11 protein-coding genes are annotated in these 19,164 nt (G+C 56.2%); all 11 read left to right on the top strand.

Features of this window, described 5'->3' with window-relative positions; genetic code table 11:
* Positions 1 to 553 precede the first annotated feature (553 nt).
* Positions 554 to 4,060 carry a DNA-directed RNA polymerase subunit beta gene (gene rpoB / locus IEX04_RS08020; RefSeq protein ID WP_188684951.1) on the top strand — a complete coding sequence of 1,169 codons (3,507 nt, stop codon included), beginning with the start codon at positions 554 to 556 and terminating at the stop codon, positions 4,058 to 4,060.
* Positions 4,061 to 4,168: 108 nt separating this feature from the next.
* Positions 4,169 to 8,059, top strand: coding sequence for a DNA-directed RNA polymerase subunit beta' (locus tag IEX04_RS08015; protein ID WP_188684949.1), 3,891 nt, complete (start codon positions 4,169 to 4,171; stop codon positions 8,057 to 8,059).
* Between the two features lie 450 nt (positions 8,060 to 8,509).
* Entirely contained in the window at positions 8,510 to 8,884 is a 375-nt protein-coding gene (gene rpsL / locus IEX04_RS08010) for a 30S ribosomal protein S12 (RefSeq protein WP_047119685.1), read from the top strand.
* Complete coding sequence (gene rpsG, locus IEX04_RS08005) at positions 8,884 to 9,354, top strand: 30S ribosomal protein S7 (RefSeq protein ID WP_096256908.1); 471 nt, start codon at positions 8,884 to 8,886, stop codon at positions 9,352 to 9,354. The genes rpsL and rpsG overlap by 1 nt, the downstream gene beginning before the upstream one ends.
* A gap of 69 nt (positions 9,355 to 9,423) precedes the next feature.
* Positions 9,424 to 11,538 (top strand): elongation factor G, encoded by a 2,115-nt coding sequence (gene fusA, locus IEX04_RS08000; protein WP_188684947.1) that lies wholly within the window; start codon positions 9,424 to 9,426, stop codon positions 11,536 to 11,538.
* Positions 11,539 to 11,781: 243 nt separating this feature from the next.
* Entirely contained in the window at positions 11,782 to 12,972 is a 1,191-nt protein-coding gene (gene tuf / locus IEX04_RS07995; protein WP_188684945.1) for an elongation factor Tu, read from the top strand.
* Positions 12,973 to 13,149: 177 nt separating this feature from the next.
* The gene (locus tag IEX04_RS07990) at positions 13,150 to 16,848 is read left to right on the top strand and encodes a hypothetical protein (RefSeq protein ID WP_188684943.1); all 3,699 of its coding nucleotides are present in this window, start codon (positions 13,150 to 13,152) and stop codon (positions 16,846 to 16,848) included.
* Positions 16,849 to 17,246: 398 nt separating this feature from the next.
* Entirely contained in the window at positions 17,247 to 17,555 is a 309-nt protein-coding gene (rpsJ, locus tag IEX04_RS07985; protein WP_013349689.1) for a 30S ribosomal protein S10, read from the top strand.
* 20 nt (positions 17,556 to 17,575) lie between these two features.
* Positions 17,576 to 18,226: a 50S ribosomal protein L3 gene (rplC, locus tag IEX04_RS07980; RefSeq protein WP_096256903.1), complete on the top strand. Its 651-nt coding sequence runs from the start codon at positions 17,576 to 17,578 to the stop codon at positions 18,224 to 18,226.
* Between the two features lie 4 nt (positions 18,227 to 18,230).
* Positions 18,231 to 18,833: a 50S ribosomal protein L4 gene (gene rplD, locus IEX04_RS07975; protein ID WP_188684941.1), complete on the top strand. Its 603-nt coding sequence runs from the start codon at positions 18,231 to 18,233 to the stop codon at positions 18,831 to 18,833.
* Positions 18,833 to 19,135, top strand: coding sequence for a 50S ribosomal protein L23 (gene rplW / locus IEX04_RS07970; protein WP_096256901.1), 303 nt, complete (start codon positions 18,833 to 18,835; stop codon positions 19,133 to 19,135). Before rplD ends, rplW begins: the two co-directional genes overlap by 1 nt.
* The last annotated feature ends 29 nt before the right edge of the window (positions 19,136 to 19,164 follow it).

The following is a 19,164-nucleotide window of genomic DNA, read 5'->3' as shown; positions in this document are numbered from 1 at the left end:
ATGAGCGCACTATTGTTGGCTCGGTGCGAAGGCACAATGACCTAAAAGCAGCAGCCAAAAAAGATTTCATGAAAATTACGGTGCGATAGCGGACGCGATACTCCGTAGAGGTCGAAGTTGGTGAATTATTGCCACTGTGAGTAACTGCACACTGACGATAGACCGCGACGATTCTGTTTTCACTGCGGGGGAGTCCAGGTAGGCGGCCGATATTCGCCTAAGGTCCCGTTTTTGTTCTCTCACGTGGGTGAATGTGAGCGGAATTGCGACCAGAAAGGCATTCTGGGTATCGCCGGTGACAACCGCGAATGGCAGAAATGTGCCTGAAATCCGGTCGCTTCAAAAAGTAGCAAGAAACTATAGCATGAATTTCTCTCGCGGATATCGACAAGCTTAAAATACTCCGGTAGAGTAGAAATTTGCGCCATACCTGTTTGCGCGCGTGGCCTTCATATAGCGGTGGGTTCGCGTCGTCACACGAGGGCTTGTCCTATGACAGGCACCTTAGCACGGTTGGCGTTCGGAAACCTGACGGTCTTTGGAAGGATCCATCTTGGTCGCCTCGAGCAACCCTAACAACCAAACCGCTAGTTCGGCTCGCGATGCTGCATACGCTGGCCGACTTTCTTTTGCAAAGATTAACGAACCCCTTGAAGTGCCTAACCTGTTGGCATTGCAGACTGAGAGCTTTGACCGCCTCATCGGCAATGACCTGTGGAAGGCTCGCCTAGCCAAGGCCGAAGCCGCTGGTGACACCAGCGTGCCAGCTGTCTCGGGTCTGGCTGAAATCTTCGAGGAAATCTCCCCGATTGAAGACTTCCAGGACACCATGTCCTTGAGCTTCTCCGATCCGGAATTCGCTGATCCTAAGTACTCGATCGCAGAGTGCAAGGATCGCGACGCCACCTACTCGGCACCGCTGTACGTCAAGGCCGAATTCATGAACAATGAAACCGGCGAAATCAAGCAGCAGACCGTATTCATGGGCGATTTCCCACTGATGTCCGACAAGGGCACCTTCGTCATCAACGGCACCGAGCGTGTTGTTGTGTCGCAGCTGGTCCGTTCCCCAGGCGCGTACTTCGAGTCCACGCCGGACAAGACCAGTGACAAGACCATCTACTCCTCGCGCATCATTCCTTCGCGTGGTGCATGGTTCGAACTAGAAATCGACAAGCGCGACCAGGTTGGTGTGCGTTTGGACCGTAAGCGTAAGCAGTCGGTCACCGTGTTGCTCAAGGCCTTTGGCTGGAGCGAAGAAAAGATCCTCTCCGAATTCGGTCAGTACGATTCAATTCGTGCCACCTTGGAGAAGGATAACGTCAAGGATCAGAACGAAGCCTTGCTCGATATCTACCGCAAGCTTCGCCCAGGCGAGCCACCAACGGTGGACGCTGCACAGGGTCTGCTGCGCAACATGTACTTCGAGCCAAAGCGCTACGACCTGGCAAAGGTTGGTCGTTACAAGATCAACCGCAAGCTTGGTGTAGAGGTTCCGGTTGACGCCGAGAGCCCATCGGTTCTGTCCCAGGACGACATCATTGCAATGATCCGTTACCTCGTCGCGTTGCACGCAGGCGAGAAGACCATCTCCGGTACCCGCAAGGGCGAGATCGTCGACGTACCGGTCAACGTAGATGACATCGACCACTTCGGTAACCGTCGTATCCGCGCCGTAGGCGAGCTGATCGAGAACCAGATCCGCACCGGTCTTTCCCGTATGGAGCGTGTTGTGCGTGAGCGCATGACCACCCAGGACGTGGAAGCGATCACCCCGCAGACGCTGATCAACATCCGCCCTGTGGTTGCTGCAATCAAGGAGTTCTTCGGTACTTCGCAGCTCTCGCAGTTCATGGACCAGAACAACCCACTGGCCGGTCTGACCCACAAGCGTCGCTTGTCGGCTCTGGGCCCAGGTGGTCTGTCCCGTGACCGCGCAGGCATGGAAGTTCGAGACGTTCACCCGTCCCACTACGGACGTATGTGCCCAATTGAAACTCCCGAAGGTCCAAACATTGGTCTGATCGGTTCGTTGGCTACCTACGGACGCATCAACTCCTTCGGCTTCATCGAAACTCCTTACCGTCGTGTTAAGGACAACGTTGTTTCCAACGAGGTTGACTACCTGACCGCAGATGACGAGCTTCAGCACTTCATCGCACAGGCTAACGCTCCACTGGGAGAAGACGGCCGCTTCCTTGAAGAGACCGTGCTAGTTCGTGAAAAGGGCGGTGGCGGCGAGCCCGTTATCGTTGAGCCTTCCGAAGTGACCTACATGGACGTTTCGCCTCGCCAGATGGTTTCCGTTGCAACCGCACTGATTCCATTCCTCGAGCACGACGATGCTAACCGCGCACTGATGGGCGCCAACATGCAGCGCCAGGCTGTGCCGCTGTTGGCTTCGGAGTCGCCACTGGTTGGTACCGGCATGGAGAAGTTCGCCGCGGTTGACGCCGGCGATTCCATCGTTGCGCTGAAGCCAGGTGTTGTCACCGAGGTTTCCGCAGACCTGGTTGTTGTCATGAATGATGACGGCACCGAGTCGATGTACCCAATCATGAAGTTCTCCCGCTCGAACCAGGGCAACGCGTACAACCAGCGCGTTCTGGTTAACGAAGGTGACCGTCTGGAATTCCAGTCGATCATCGCCGACGGTCCTTCGACCGACAAGGGTGAGCTTGCCTTGGGTAAGAACCTGCTCGTGGCATTCATGTCATGGGAAGGCCACAACTTCGAGGATGCGATCATTCTTTCGCAGCGCATGATCTTCGAAGACGTGCTGACCTCGATTCACATCGAAGAGCACGAAGTTGATGCCCGCGACACCAAGCTTGGTGCCGAGGAAATCACTCGTGACATCCCGAACGTCTCCGAGGACATCCTGTCCCAGCTTGATGACCGCGGCATCGTCTACATCGGTGCTGAAGTTGAAGCCGGCGACGTGCTGGTAGGCCGTGTCACCCCTAAGGGTGAAACCGAGCTGACCCCAGAAGAGCGTCTGTTGCGCGCGATCTTCGGTGAGAAGTCCCGCGAAGTTCGCGATACTTCGCTGAAGGTTCCGCACGGCGAGTCGGGCACCGTCATTGGCGTTCGTATCTTCGATCGCGACAACGATGATGACCTTTCCCCAGGTGTCAACCAGCTGGTTCGCGTCTACGTGGCACAGAAGCGCAAGATCACCAATGGTGACAAGCTTGCCGGTCGTCACGGTAACAAGGGTGTTATTTCCAAGATTCTGCCACTTGAGGACATGCCGTTCCTCGAAGACGGAACCCCACTGGATATCATCTTGAACCCACTGGGTGTGCCAGGCCGTATGAACGTCGGTCAGGTTATGGAAATCCACCTCGCATGGGCTGCCAAGCAGGGCTGGAACATCGAAAACGAGCCGGCTTGGGTGAAGGATCTGCCTAACTTGCCTCGTCAGTCCGGACCGACCACCGTGTCGACCCCGGTCTTCGATGGTGCCTCGGAAGAGGAAATCCGCGGAATCTTGGATTCAACGAACCTCACTCGTGATGGCGAGCGTCTGATCGGTAACACCGGTAAGACCCGTTTGTACGATGGTCGTTCCGGCGAGCCTTTCCCGGACCCGGTTTCCGTTGGCTACATGTACATCTTGAAGCTTCACCACTTGGTGGACGACAAGATTCACGCACGTTCCACCGGTCCATACTCCATGATTACCCAGCAGCCACTTGGTGGTAAGGCCCAGTTCGGTGGCCAGCGCTTCGGTGAGATGGAAGTTTGGGCACTGGAAGCCTACGGCGCCGCTTACACCCTGCAGGAACTTTTGACCATCAAGTCGGATGATATCCACGGACGTGTAAAGGTCTACGAAGCCATCGTCAAGGGCGAGAACGTTCCGGAACCAGGCGTTCCAGAGTCGTTCAAGGTGCTCATCAAGGAAATGCAGTCGTTGTGCTTGAACGTTGAGGTACTTGGTACCGACGGCAACACGATCGAAATGCGCGAATCGGACGAGGAATCGTTCCGTGCGGCGGAAGAGCTTGGCATCGACCTTTCCCGGTCGGAGCCAAACTCCGTAGAGGAGGTCTAGGTTTGATCGCTGCCTCAGGAGGCCAGCTGGCCCAGCGAGCGTAGCGAGAAACCAAGACTTACTTATTCGTATCGACTTCAGACACCAAAGAAGAGAGAAAAGGACCCTATGTCCAACGATTCCTCATTCGGCCTCATGCGCATTGGCCTTGCATCCGCAGAAGAAATTCGCGGTTGGAGCTACGGCGAGGTCAAGAAGCCGGAAACCATTAACTACCGCACCCTGAAGCCGGAGAAGGACGGTCTTTTCTGCGAAAAGATCTTCGGCCCTTCCCGCGACTGGGAATGCTACTGCGGTAAGTACAAGCGCGTGCGCTTCAAGGGCATCATCTGTGAGCGTTGCGGCGTCGAGGTGACCCGCGCTAACGTTCGTCGTGAGCGCATGGGACACATCGAGCTTGCAGCTCCAGTGACCCACATCTGGTACTTCAAGGGCGTTCCATCGCGCTTGGGCTACCTGTTGGATCTTGCTCCGAAGGACCTTGAAAAGGTCATTTACTTCGCTGCATACATGATCACCTCGGTAAACGAGGACCGTCGCCACGCCGAATTGCCCAACCTGCAGGCCCAGCATGATCTGGAACTGCGCAACCTGGCTAATAACGCTGAAGCAGACAAGAAGGCTATTGCCGCTGAGCTCGAAACCGAGCTGGAGCGCATGGAAGCCGACGGTGCCAAGGGCGCCGAGCTGAACAAGGCTCGCACCCTGGCAGAGAAGACCGTGCTCCAGATCGACAAGCGTTCAAAGGCTGAAGCCGAACGTCTGCGTGCCGTCTGGGAACGCTTCAAGGGCCTGAAGGTCGCCGACCTCGAAGGCGACGAAGGCCTGTACCGCACCATGCGTGAAAAGTACGGACTGTTCTTCGAAGGCTCCATGGGTGCAGAAGCAATCCAGAAGCGCCTGCAGAACTTCGACCTTACGGCCGAAGCTGAACTGCTCAAGCAGATCATCGACGAAGGCAAGGGCCAGAAGAAGGCTCGTGCACTGAAGCGCCTGAAGGTTGTTAACGCCTTCTTGGTCAACGAGAACTCGCCTGAGGGCATGGTTCTGGATGCAGTTCCGGTGATCCCACCAGAGCTCCGTCCAATGGTTCAGCTCGACGGTGGCCGTTTCGCTACCTCGGACCTGAACGACCTGTACCGCCGCGTGATCAACCGTAACAACCGCCTGAAGCGTCTGCTTGATCTTGGTGCTCCCGAGATCATCGTGAACAACGAAAAGCGTATGCTCCAGGAAGCTGTTGACTCCCTGTTCGACAACGGTCGTCGTGGCCGTCCGGTCACCGGACCGGGTAACCGCCCACTGAAGTCGTTGAGCGATATGCTCAAGGGCAAGCAGGGTCGTTTCCGTCAGAACCTGTTGGGTAAGCGTGTTGACTACTCGGGCCGTTCGGTCATCGTTGTTGGTCCGCAGCTGAAGCTGCACCAGTGTGGTCTGCCTAAGCAGATGGCCTTGGAGCTCTTCAAGCCGTTCGTGATGAAGCGCCTGGTTGACCTCAACCACGCACAGAACATCAAGTCTGCTAAGCGCATGGTGGAGCGTTACCGTCCACAGGTTTGGGATGTTCTCGAAGAGATCATCACCGAGCACCCGGTACTGCTTAACCGTGCACCTACCCTGCACCGTTTGGGCATCCAGGCGTTCGAGCCACAGCTGGTTGAAGGTAAGGCTTTGCAGCTGCACCCACTGGTTTGTGCTGCCTTCAACGCTGACTTCGACGGTGACCAGATGGCAGTTCACCTGCCGCTGAGCCCAGAAGCACAGGCCGAAGCTCGCATCTTGATGTTGTCCTCGCACAACATCTTGAAGCCTTCCGATGGTCGCCCGGTTGCTCTTCCTTCACAGGATATGATCATCGGTCTGCACCACTTGACGACCAAGCGTGCCAACGAAGTTGGCGCAGGACGCACCTTCACCTCGGTTGCCGAAGCCATCATGGCAATGGACCTGCGTGAACTGCACCTGAACGCACCGGTCAAGATTCGTGTTCCGAACTTCGTTCCTTCTGACGAGCAGCCTGCTCCGGAAGGTTGGGAGCCAGGTACCGAAGCACTTCTGGAGACCTCGCTGGGTCAGGTGTTGTTCAACGACACCCTGCCAGCGGATTACCCATGGGTGGCACAGGTTGCCGGCAAGGATGCACTCTCGGAGATCGTCAACGATCTGGCAGAGCGCTACCCGAAGATCGCCGTGGCAGAAACCTTGGATAACCTCAAGGATTCCGGTTTCTACTGGGCAACCCGCTCGGGCGTCACCGTGGCCATCTCGGACATTACCTCGAATATGGATAAGGCAGCCATCTTGGCTCCTTATGAGGTTCGTGCCGCGAAGGTTCAGGCTTCGTTCGATAAGGGCTTGATCGCCGATACCGAGCGTCGTCAGGACTTGATCGACATCTGGACCAAGGCTACCGATGAGGTTGCCGAGGCGATGAAGAACGGTATGGAAGAGCTGAACACCATTAACCGTATGGTGACCTCCAAGGCTCGTGGTAACTACCTGCAATTGCGTCAGATTGCCGGTATCCGTGGCCTGGTGTCCAACCCTAAGGGTGAAATTATTCCTCGCCCGATTAAGTCTTCGTACCGCGAAGGCCTGTCGGTTTTGGAGTACTTCATTGCTACTCACGGTGCCCGTAAGGGTCTGGCCGATACCGCATTGAAGACCGCTAACTCCGGTTACTTGACCCGTCGTCTGGTCGACGTTTCACAGGATGTTATCGTTCGTGAAGATGACTGTGGCACCCGCCGCGGTCTGACCGTGCCGATCGCCAACAACTCCGTTGGTGTACGCATGATGCACGAGACCGTCGAGAACTCGGCGTACACCCGTACGCTGGCTACCGAGGTCAAGGATGCTGACGGCAAGGTTCTGGCAGAAGCCGGTTCCGACGTGGGCGACGTGCTCATCGACCAGCTGTACGCAGCAGGTATCGATGAAATCCGCGTTCGCTCCGTGCTGACCTGTGATTCCGCCGTCGGAACCTGTGCACAGTGCTACGGTCGTTCGCTGGCCAGCGGCAAGACCGTTGACATCGGTGAGGCCGTGGGCATCATCGCCGCACAGTCCATTGGTGAGCCAGGTACTCAGCTGACCATGCGTACCTTCCACACCGGTGGTGTTGCATCGGCTGATGATATTACTCAGGGTCTGCCTCGTATCCAGGAGCTCTTCGAAGCCCGTACCCCTAAGGGTGTGGCTCCGATGTCAGAGGTCACCGGTCGCGTGTCGATCGAGGACGACGAGAAGCAGCTACGTGTTGTAGTCACTCCAGACAACGGCGACGAGAAGCAGGCCTACCCGGTTCTGCGTCGTGCTCGCCTGTTGGTTGAAGAGGGCGAAAACATCATTGCCGGTACACAGCTGACCAGCGGTACCTTGGATCCGAAGCAGGTTCTTCGAGTCTTGGGCCCACGTGAAGCACAGAAGTTCCTGGTCCGCGAGGTCCAGGACGTGTACCAGTCACAGGGTGTAGGCATCCACGATAAGCACGTGGAAGTCATCGTCCGTCAGATGCTGCGTCGCGTCACCGTCATTGAGTCCGGCGAAACTGAATTGCTGCCAGGCGAGTTGGCCGACCGTTCGCGCTTCACCGCTGCGAACAAGAAGGCAGTCACCGAAGGCAAGCGTCCAGCTGCCGGTCGTGACGAAATGATGGGTATTACCAAGGCATCGCTTGCCACCGATTCATGGCTCTCGGCTGCTTCCTTCCAGGAAACCACCCGCGTGCTGACTCAGGCTGCGATGGAAGGTAAGGAAGATCCACTGTTGGGTCTGAAGGAGAACGTGATCATCGGTAAGTTGATCCCAGCCGGTACCGGCCTGGATCGCTACACCCAGATCAACGTTGAGCCAACCGACGAAGCAAAGGCAACTTTGTTCACCGGTTCCTCGGCATTCTCCTCGGGACTGTACGACGATGCTCTGGAAGGCAATCTTTCGCCAGAATTCCAGGCCATCTCGATGGATGACTACGACCACGGTTCAGACTTCCGCTAAACACGGATTTTTGACTAGTTAGTCAACGCACCCGCCGGTACCTTTGGGTACCGGCGGGTGTTCCATTTAAGCACAATCGAAGGGGAGATAAGTCCCTTGGGGGAGTTCTCCACTAGAGGCTTGGATTGCAAGTTATGCACCGAGGTTCAGCCTGTGGTCATCTGCGGTATGGCCGGCGTTCAGCTTACCTAGTTATGCTCGGGTGATAGGTGAGATAGCTTACTGAACCTAGAGCGATGGCGGATTAATGCTAGACTGAAAGCAATTGTTTTAGGTGTGGCAAAATGGACACAGTCCGGGTTGCGGGCAGGTTGCGCAACAAATGCCACACTTTCGCACGCCTAGGGGCATTTAGTCCCATGGCTGTAAAGCAAGCAGCTAGCTCCACGATTTGGCAGATAACTGTCCGGTTGTGGTGCCGACAAACTTAGACAATGGAAGGACACGAAAGTGCCTACTATTCAGCAGCTGGTCCGTAAGGGCCGCTCGCCTAAGGTCGTCAAGACCAAGGCTCCTGCCCTCAAGGGCAACCCAATGCGCCGTGGCGTGTGCACTCGTGTGTACACCACCACCCCGAAGAAGCCTAACTCGGCTCTGCGTAAGGTCGCACGTGTGCGCCTTGCCGGTGGCATCGAAGTTACCGCTTACATTCCAGGTGTCGGACACAACCTGCAGGAACACTCCATCGTGCTCGTTCGCGGTGGTCGTGTAAAGGACCTTCCAGGTGTTCGTTACAAGATTGTACGTGGTGCTCTGGATACTCAGGGTGTTAAGGACCGCAAGCAGGCTCGTTCCCGCTACGGTGCAAAGAAGGATGGTAAGTAATGCCTCGTAAGGGTCCGGCGCCAAAGCGCCCACTAGTTTCTGATCCAGTCTTCGAATCCCCATTGGTCACTCAGCTGATCAACAAGGTTCTCGTAGACGGCAAGAAGTCCACTGCAGAGCGCATTGTTTACGGCGCACTCGAAGGTGCCGCTGCAAAGTCCGGCGCCGACGCTGTTTCGACTCTCAAGAAGGCCATGGATAACATCCGCCCGGCCCTTGAGGTTCGTTCACGCCGCGTTGGTGGCGCGACCTACCAGGTTCCTGTTGAGGTCAAGCCAGGCCGTGCAACCGCACTAGCTCTTCGCTGGTTGGTTGGTTACTCGAAGGCTCGTCGCGAGAAGACCATGATCGAACGTTTGATGAACGAGATCTTGGACGCCTCGAACGGTCTGGGTGCCGCTGTGAAGCGTCGCGAAGACACTCACAAGATGGCCGAGTCCAACAAGGCCTTCGCTCACTACCGCTGGTAAGAAACGCTTGGAAGTGCTGGGTGTCAACAGGCATCCAGCATTCCTTGCCTCACCTTTAAGGGAGACAACGTGGCACAGGACGTGCTTACTGACCTGAATAAGGTCCGAAATATCGGCATCATGGCCCACATCGATGCTGGTAAAACCACTACTACTGAGCGCATCCTTTTCTACACGGGTGTAAATCACAAGCTCGGCGAGACACACGACGGTGCCTCGACTACTGACTGGATGGAACAGGAAAAGGAACGCGGCATTACTATCACGTCTGCCGCCGTGACTTGCTTCTGGAACAACAACCAGATCAACATCATTGACACCCCTGGCCACGTTGACTTCACCGTTGAGGTGGAGCGCTCGCTTCGCGTGCTTGATGGCGCCGTTGCAGTATTTGATGGCAAGGAAGGCGTTGAGCCTCAGTCTGAGACCGTATGGCGTCAGGCTGACAAGTACAACGTTCCACGCATCTGCTTCGTCAACAAGATGGACAAGATGGGTGCAGACTTCTACTTCACCGTGGATACCATCGTCAAGCGCCTTGGTGCTAAGCCATTGGTCATGCAGCTGCCTATCGGCTCCGAGCATGAATTTGTCGGTGTCGTTGACCTGATGACCATGAAGGCATTCGTCTGGGAAGGCGACTCCAAGGGTGACGTCACCATGGGTGCCGCTTACGAGACTCGCGAAATTCCTGCAGATATGCTGGAAAAGGCCGAGGAATACCGCGCCAAGCTGGTTGAGGATGTCGCTGAGGGCTCTGACGAGCTCATGGAGAAGTTCCTCGAAGGCGAAGAGATCAGCATTGCTGAGCTCAAGGCCGGCATCCGCAAGATGGTCATCAACTCGGAGATCTACCCAGTTTACTGTGGTTCGGCCTTCAAGAACCGCGGCGTGCAGCCTATGCTCGACGCCGTGATTGACTTCCTGCCAAACCCAATGGACGTCGGCGTGACCATCGGTCACGATCCAAAGAACGAAGAAATCGAGCTCACTCGCGAGCCTACCGAGGAATCACCTTTCTCGGCTCTGGCCTTCAAGATTGCCGCTCACCCATTCTTCGGTCAGCTGAACTTCATCCGCGTTTACTCGGGCCGTGCAACTTCAGGTACACAGTTGCTCAACTCGACGAAGCAGAAGAAGGAACGCGTTGGCAAGCTCTTCCAGATGCACGCTAACAAGGAACAGCCGGTAGACGAGATCCACGCAGGTCACATCTACGCCGTGATCGGCCTGAAGGATACCACCACCGGTGATACCCTTTGCGATCCAGCGAACCCGATTGTGCTTGAGTCGATGTCGTTCCCAGCACCAGTGATCTTCGTGGCCATCGAGCCTAAGACCAAGGGTGACCAGGAGAAGCTGTCGACCGCTATCCAGAAGCTGTCTGCAGAAGATCCAACCTTCACCGTTTCGTTGAACGATGACACCGGCCAGACCGAAATCGGCGGCATGGGCGAGCTTCACCTGGATATCCTGGTGGATCGCATGAAGCGCGAATTCCGCGTGGAAGCCAACGTTGGTAAGCCACAGGTTGCATACCGCGAAACCATCAAGACTGCCGTGGATAAGGTTGACTTTACCCACAAGAAGCAGACCGGTGGTTCGGGCCAGTTCGCAAAGGTCCAGGTTGCATTCGAGCCTCTTGAGGTTGTCGACGGCGTGAACTACGAGTTCAAGAACGCTGTCACCGGTGGTCGTATTCCTCGTGAATACATCCCATCCATCGATGCCGGTATCCAGGACGCCATGCAGTACGGTATCCTCGCCGGTTACCCAATGGTTGGCGTGAAGGCTACCGTCCTTGACGGTGCTTACCACGATGTTGACTCCTCGGAAATGGCGTTCAAGATCGCTGGCTCACAGGTATTCAAGGAAGGCGCACGTCGCGCTAACCCAATCCTGCTTGAACCACTGATGAGCGTCGAAGTTCGTACCCCGGAAGAGTACATGGGCGACGTTATCGGCGACCTAAACTCCCGCCGTGGCTCGATCCAGGAAATGTCCGACGCAGCTGGTGTGAAGGTTATCAATGCCTCCGTGCCACTGTCGGAGATGTTCGGTTACATTGGTGACCTGCGCTCGAAGACCCAGGGTCGCGCAGTTTACTCGATGACCTTCAACAGCTACTCTGAGGTCCCGAAGGCAGTTGCCGAAGAGATCATCCAGAAGGCCCGCGGCGAGTAATCGTCTAGGAACCAAACTTGGCCGTGACCCCGCCCGTGTGGGGGAGTGGCCGATCGCGAAGCCGGCTTTATTGCCAATGAAGCCGGCCTCGCAAACGGCCAACGAGGGATTTGCATCACATGCAGGGCCCGCGCAGGACCGAAATTTTTATATTTATCCAAGCCCCCAGTAGACTAATTTCAGTTCGTTTGCGAACCGCGCAAACGAAAGTAAGTCTTCTGTAAACGTTTCTAGGAGGAACCTGTGGCAAAGGCAAAGTTCGAGCGGACCAAGCCGCACGTCAACATCGGCACCATTGGTCACGTTGACCACGGTAAGACCACGTTGACCGCTGCCATCTCCAAGGTACTTGCTGACAAGTACCCAGATGTCAACGAGCAGCGCGACTTCGCGTCGGTTGACTCGGCTCCAGAAGAGCGCCAGCGCGGTATTACCATCAATATCTCGCACGTTGAGTACCAGACCCCGAGCCGTCACTACGCACACGTTGACGCTCCAGGCCACGCTGACTATGTCAAGAACATGATCACCGGTGCTGCTCAGATGGACGGCGCAATCCTCGTGGTTGCCGCTACTGACGGCCCAATGGCTCAGACCCGCGAGCACGTTCTGCTGGCCCGCCAGGTTGGTGTTCCAACCTTGATGGTCGCACTGAACAAGTCGGACATGGTTGAGGACGAGGAGCTCCTAGAGCTCGTCGAGATGGAAGTTCGCGAACTTCTTTCCTCGCAGGGCTTCGATGGCGATGACGCTCCAGTGGTTCGCGTTTCGGGCCTGAAGGCTCTGGAAGGCGATCCAGTATGGACCAAGTCCATCGAGGATCTGATGGATGCTGTCGATACCTACATCCCGAACCCAGTTCGTGATCGCGACAAGCCATTCCTGATGCCAATTGAAGACGTCTTCACCATCACCGGTCGCGGTACCGTTGTAACCGGTCGCGCCGAGCGTGGCACCCTGAAGATCAACTCGGAGGTCGAGATCGTCGGCATCCGTCCGATCCAGAAGACCACCGTTACCGGTATCGAGATGTTCCACAAGCAGCTTGACGAAGCATGGGCCGGCGAGAACTGTGGCCTGCTGCTTCGCGGTCTGAAGCGCGACGATGTTGAGCGTGGACAGGTTATCGTAGCCCCAGGCTCGATCACCCCACACACCGGCTTCGAAGCTAACGTCTACATCCTGTCGAAGGACGAAGGCGGACGTCACAACCCGTTCTACTCGAACTACCGTCCGCAGTTCTACTTCCGCACCACCGACGTCACCGGCGTCATCACGTTGCCAGAAGGCACCGAGATGGTTATGCCTGGCGACAACACCGAAATGTCGGTTGAGCTGATTCAGCCAATCGCCATGGAAGATGGCCTCGGCTTCGCTATCCGCGAAGGCGGCCGCACCGTTGGTTCGGGCAAGGTCACCAAGATCACCAAGTAGTTCGCTACTAATGATCTAGACCGACTGGTCTGACATAAAAGATCTCCACTACTTCTTTTCGAAGTAGTGGAGATCTTTTTGCTTAACCACGCGTGTAACCTCGCAAGTATATCTAGACAGTGGTCTAATTGGAGGAGTGGATATCCCGTGGTGGGCTCAACTAGTTAAGGGCGAAGTATGTTCTGGTTCATCGTAGTGATGTTGCTCTTGGCGTTGAGCTTTTTCATCGGATATCGAGTCGGTGAAAAGAAGCAGTCCACTGATGCCCAAGCAAAACAGCAGGCCTGGCAAGAGGGCTATAACGCAGCCACCAGCTACGCCGCACGCGAAGCCAAACAAGCGGCGCCGGCAACTGGGCAGGTGCAGCAGCCTGTCAGTAATGCACCGCCAACTACTGGGCCACTCACCGAGTGGACACCGAATGACCAGCTGCAAAGTACGCACGCAGGAGCTTATGCGCAGCCACCGGTTAAGCCTGCTGCTCCGCTAGCGCCAGCGCGTCCGGTCAAGGTGCTCACTGCACGCGAACGCGAACTACGTAATATCAACGTCACCTTGTATGTGGCGGCGCTGCTCATCGTGGCCGCCGCCGCCCTCTTCCTCAGCTTCGCGTTACCACCGCTTCCTAAACTCATCGCCCTGTTTGTGCTCGCCGCAGTGTTTTACGGCGGTGGCCTCTACGTGCATGCGGCAAAGAAAAACCTCAAGCCTGCCGCGAGCGCATTCGCCGGAACCGGTCTGGCCTTACTTCCGCTATCGGGAATCGCCACTTATCAGACGCTGTCGCTCTCTGCCCCGGTCCTCTGGCTGATCTTCTCGGTCATTGGCACGCTCGCCGTAGGTTTTGCCACGGTTCGATTACGTTCGCGGGTGCTCGCGTGGATTGCAGTTTTCGTCTTGGTCTCCACCACCATGGCCTGCGCAGCCACGGTGCAACGAGGCATCTTGTTCTACCTGCTCTTCTTGCTGGTGCTTTCGGTGGTTTTACTCGTGCTGGCCGTACGCAGCGAAAAGGTTCGCTCCTCACTGTTCTATTCGGCAGTTTTTGCCACCGGGCAACTTCTGCCGTTGCTAGTGCTCGGCTTAGCACTGGTCATGTATACCTCGTTGAACCCACGCGATCTGCTCTGGGTCTTCTTCCTGGTGACCGCTCACCTGCTACTCACGATTCGGCTCATAAAGCAGTTCCGGTTGTACCGGCTCTACGCGGCACGAGTGACCTTCATGCTGCTGATTTTTGCTACCGGCAATTACTTAGCGTTGGAAGCACAAACTACCTGGGCCATCAGCGCTGCGCTCTGGGCCGGACAAGCCTTAGCCGTCACATACTTCGCCCGAGGCTACCGCCAGCTCTTCTCGGTCCCCGCCAGCTGGTGGCGAACCGAACGCATTGCACTGTGGGTGCTGGTCGCCGGCTCACTGCTGGTGGCGTTGGCGCAGGTTACCGGACCAGTGGTGCCGTGGGGCTATGCCGTGCTACTGATTCCGTTGCTGCAGGTATTCTCGCTGTCTGCGCTGCATCATCGCGGAAAAATTGAGGCCGTCGCCATCGTGCTGCTGGCGGTGTTAGCCGTAGCAGCCAGCGACCTATTTGCTTGGCGAGTACTGCCAGCGTTGGCAGTAGCTATCCTTGGGCTGACCCTTGCGTTCCGCAACGAAACACAGCGTCAATGGCACCTTGTCTTGGATCTGACCCGCTGGCTTGGCGTACTTGTCTTCGGTGGTTTTGTGGGCCGAGCCCTGCAACAGCTGCTGACCGGGTTTGAGCAACCAACGGGCATTGCACAAGGCTACGGCCGAGATGCAGCGGTGTTCGAATCCTTGAATTTAGCATGGGTGGTGGGTTTATGGCTGCCGCTCTTTGCGCTGTGGTTGATCTCGACCCTTCGTAGCAAACGTCAGCTTCCGCCCACACGAGAACACCTCATTCATTTTGGTGCTTCGGTAATGCTCACGGTGCTTACGCTGAGCTATGTCCTGTCGCTGCACAACACGGTGACTTCAATTGGGGAAGCGAGCTTCCTGACGCTGAGTGTAGGAACTTGGCTCGCCTTGGGGATCATCCTCGCGCTAGTCAATGTGATACTGGCAGGCTGGCGTCTGGATAACCATGGACAGCAACGAGATGCGCAAATACTGCGCATCATGGTGTTGGTAGCCAGTGCCGCACTGTTGATCTTTAGTTTCCAAAGTTTAGTGCTCATCGTGGCGGTTGTCGGACTGACAAATCTAAGCTTCTATCTACTCAATGCCCGCAGGGTCCAGGCGCCACAATGGAAAACGGTTTACGCCGCTGCCGCGCAACTGACCTTCAGCCTGAGTATTTGGTGGTTCGCGAACTACCTAGACGTCGACTTCTCCGGACGCTTCGCACTGATGATAGTTTCGGTGATGCTTCCGCAACTGGTCCGCTTGTTCCTAGTGATGCGCGCAAAGCGTGCACTGAGTCGGGAAATGCGTTGGATTACCGTGGGCCTTGTCGCCCTGCTGCCGTTGGTCTTGCTCGTGGGTGACTTCGGCTTCGCGCTATATGACCGCGGCACCATGCTGTTAGGGATCAGTCTGTGGATTATTCACTCGGTGAAGGGCTTCTACGCACTGAGGAAACAAACGACGCATGCAGAGTTCTTGTTATTCGCTACGGTAATTGGGCTGTGCGGGCTGGTCTATATTCAAGGTGTTCAGAGTTTCGAGGCGACTGGGTGGATTCACGGGCCTTGGTGGTCTGTGCAGGTGACACAAATCCTGCTGCTCGCCGTGGCGCTACTGGCACTTGCCACGCAATGGCCCTTGCGGAATTCACAAACGCTGCGCTTTGCCCCAGTTTTTGGAACACTCTTTGCGCTGTTCGCCATCACCTTGGCCACCACCGGTGCGGGCTGGACCGCGTTGGTCCTGCTGGTTACCTCGGTACAACTAGCGCTTTTGGTGCATACCAAAAAGATTGCTTGGTTGGCGGCCGGATCCAGTGTGGCACTGTTCGCTGCCATTGGCCAAGGTATTGCCTACTGGCGTGAAGGCACTACCTTTAGCCTGCAGTCGTGGATGGATCTAACTTGGCAACTACTGCTCACCACGATTCTGTTACTGGTCACTTCGCTACTGCATGGCAGGTTCGCGGACCCTGCGCCGCGCTACCCACGGGACGTGCGCTCTTCCCAAGCCGCTGCTGGACAAGCCGCTCGTATTTATTTTGCTGCAACGATTCTCAGCACGGGGGTCGCTGGCTTACTGGTGCACTATAACGATCCGCGCACCGCGTGGATTATCGCCGGCGCTGTACTGATCTTTGCCGCCGGCGCCTTGACCAGGTACTTCGAATTGCCCACACGCTGGCAGCTGTGGGGGACTGACGCGCTGATAGTGCTCGGCGCATTCTTGGCCTTCAGCAGTTACGTTCAGATACGCCAGATGCCTGTAGCCAGTATCTACTTCCTCTACTTCACGATGATTACGATTATTCTGTCTGCGCGGCACTTCGTGGGCAAACGAGGTCCTGTTGCCCATCGGTATGTGATCATGAGCGCGGTCTTAGCCTCGCTGACCCAGATCAGTACCCTGATAGACGGTAATGGAGTAGCGCAGGTCTTTAGCCTGTTCTTCTTTGCCGCCTTGATTGTCCTGGGGCTCAAGCTTGGACGGAAACGCTACATCTGGTGGGGTGCGATTGCCATTACCGCGGCCGTATTGTGGTTCTTGCGTTATCTGGCCTTCCTCTGGCTGGTACTTGCCGGGATTGGCTTGATCGTGGCCGCGGTGCTGAAGCTGGTCCGGGTGGAACGCAAACCACGCACCGATGAGCAGCGAGGCGAAACCCACGCTGAGTTCGGTCAGGATGAAAATTCACGGCCAGCTCAGGACAATTTGAACTCGTGAGGTCAAGATCACGGCGCCAAATCAGTCCAAAAGATTTGCGCGAGGGCGGTCGACCTGTCAGACTAGATAAGTTGCTTGATTGCAACCCGATCCCCGCGAGGGGTAATCGGAATTGGTTTGTTCGACAGGGATCGACTCTCACGCAGGATAATGCCTGGGGTTCGGGATCGATACAACGGTGACAAACAAAAAGATCTTCGCACAAGGTGAAAACTATGTCGGAATTGTCGTGACTGAAAATTTCACGACACGCCCGACCGCGGGGGTCGGAGCCACCTGCGGGTGAGGAACCCGGATCTCATCCGGATTCAGTCGCAGCGTAAGGCGTGCCGGTTCGCAAGAACCCGTATATAGGCACAGTAATTTTTGATAGTGCTAACAGGAAGAGGCATGACGCCATGGCGGGACAGAAAATCCGCATCCGGCTGAAGTCGTATGACCACGAGGTCATTGACGTTTCGGCCCGGAAGATCGTTGAGACGGTCACGCGCGCAGGCGCAACCGTAGTCGGCCCAGTGCCGCTGCCAACGGAAAAGAACGTGTACTGCGTTATCCGTTCGCCACACAAGTACAAAGACAGCCGTGAGCACTTCGAAATGCGCACGCACAAGCGTCTGATCGACATTGTTGATCCGACCCCGAAGGCCGTAGATTCGCTGATGCGTCTCGATCTGCCAGCGGATGTCAACATCGAAATCAAGCTTTAAGGGGAGGTGGCGAGAAAACTATGACCGCAACCCGCAATGTAAAGGGCCTGTTGGGCACGAAGCTCGGCATGACCCAGGTTTGGGATGAAAACAACATTCTGATCCCAGTCACCGTCGTGCAGGCTGACAGCAACGTTGTCACCAAGCTAGTTAATGCAGAACGTGACGGCTACACCGCAGTTCAGATCGGCTACGGCCAGATCGACCCACGCAAGGTCACCAAGCCACTGGCTGGTCACTTTGAAGCTGCCGGCGTGACCCCACGTCGTCACCTGGTGGAACTGCGTACCGAAGACGTCGCAGAGTACACCGCAGGACAGGAACTATCCGTAGAGCTGTTCAACGCTGGCCAGAAGGTCGATGTTGTTGGCACCTCGAAGGGTAAGGGTTTCGCTGGCGTTATGAAGCGCCACGGATTCCACGGTGCTCCTGCATCCCACGGTGCTCACAAGAACCACCGTAAGCCAGGTTCCATCGGCGGCGCATCGACCCCAGGTCGCGTCTTCCGTGGACAGAAGATGGCTGGTCGTATGGGTGCTGAGCGCGTAACCACTCAGAACCTGACCATTCACGCCATCGACGCTGAGAAGAACCTCCTGCTGATCAAGGGTGCCGTTCCAGGCGCTCGCGGTCGCGTCGTTCTCGTACGCACCGCCGTGAAGGGAGCATAAGTAAATGACTAAGGCACTTAACGTCGAACTGCCAGAGAGCATCTTCGCCGTACAGACCAACGTCCCACTGTTGCACCAGGTTGTTGTTGCACAGTTGGCTGCTGCCCGTCAGGGTACCCACAAGACCAAGGACCGCTCGGAAGTTTCCGGCGCCGGTCGTAAGCCGTTCAAGCAGAAGGGTACCGGCCGCGCCCGTCAGGGTTCGATCCGTGCTCCACACATGACCGGCGGTGGCATTGTCCACGGTCCAACCCCACGCGACTACTCGCAGCGTACCCCGAAGAAGATGAAGGCGGCTGCACTGCGCGGCGCTTTGTCTGATCGTGCACGCTTCGATCGTGTTCACGTGATCGAGAACCTGGTTTCTGGCGAAAAGCCATCGACCAAGGAAGCTCTGGCTACCTTGCGTTCGTTGACCGAACGTAAGAACCTGCTCGTCGTCATTGATCGCGCAAACGATGTTGCTGCCCTTTCGGTACGCAACCTTGATTCTGTGCACGTTCTATACGTCGACCAGTTGAACACCTACGATGTTCTGGTTTCGGATGACGTAGTCTTCACCAAGGCTGCCTTCGAAGCACTGGTCCAGAAGGAGGAAGCCAAGTAATGAGCATCTTCTCAAAGGCTCCGCACGACGTGGTCATCGCACCAGTCGTTTCGGAAAAGAGCTACGGCCTAATCGATGAAGGTCAGTACACCTTCTTGGTTGACCCACGTTCAAACAAAGCGGAAATCAAGAATGCCGTTGAAGCTATCTTCAACGTCAAGGTTGAGTCCGTAAACACCATGAATCGAACCGGTAAGCGCAAGCGCACCAAATTCGGGTGGGGTGCACGCAAGGATACCAAGCGTGCAATCATCACTTTGAAAGAAGGATCGATTGACATCTTCGGCGGTCCGCTTTCCTAAGCGGAGACCACTTTAACGAGGAATATAAA

This window comes from Glutamicibacter ardleyensis (assembly GCF_014644555.1).
Lineage (GTDB): Bacteria > Actinomycetota > Actinomycetes > Actinomycetales > Micrococcaceae > Glutamicibacter > Glutamicibacter bergerei.
Note: the sequence above shows the minus strand (reverse complement) of the source record. Positions and strands in the feature narration are given on the sequence as shown.

Bases quoted from the DNA above. Each gene is read 5' to 3' on its own strand.
- IEX04_RS08015 (WP_188684949.1), top strand. From the start codon at position 4,169: ATGTCCAACGATTCCTCATTCGGCCTCATGCGCATTGGCCTTGCATCC.
- rpsG (WP_096256908.1), top strand. From the start codon at position 8,884: ATGCCTCGTAAGGGTCCGGCGCCAAAGCGCCCACTAGTTTCTGATCCA.
- IEX04_RS07990 (WP_188684943.1), top strand. From the start codon at position 13,150: ATGTTCTGGTTCATCGTAGTGATGTTGCTCTTGGCGTTGAGCTTTTTC.
- rpsJ (WP_013349689.1), top strand. From the start codon at position 17,247: ATGGCGGGACAGAAAATCCGCATCCGGCTGAAGTCGTATGACCACGAG.
- rplC (WP_096256903.1), top strand. From the start codon at position 17,576: ATGACCGCAACCCGCAATGTAAAGGGCCTGTTGGGCACGAAGCTCGGC.
- rplD (WP_188684941.1), top strand. From the start codon at position 18,231: ATGACTAAGGCACTTAACGTCGAACTGCCAGAGAGCATCTTCGCCGTA.
- rplW (WP_096256901.1), top strand. From the start codon at position 18,833: ATGAGCATCTTCTCAAAGGCTCCGCACGACGTGGTCATCGCACCAGTC.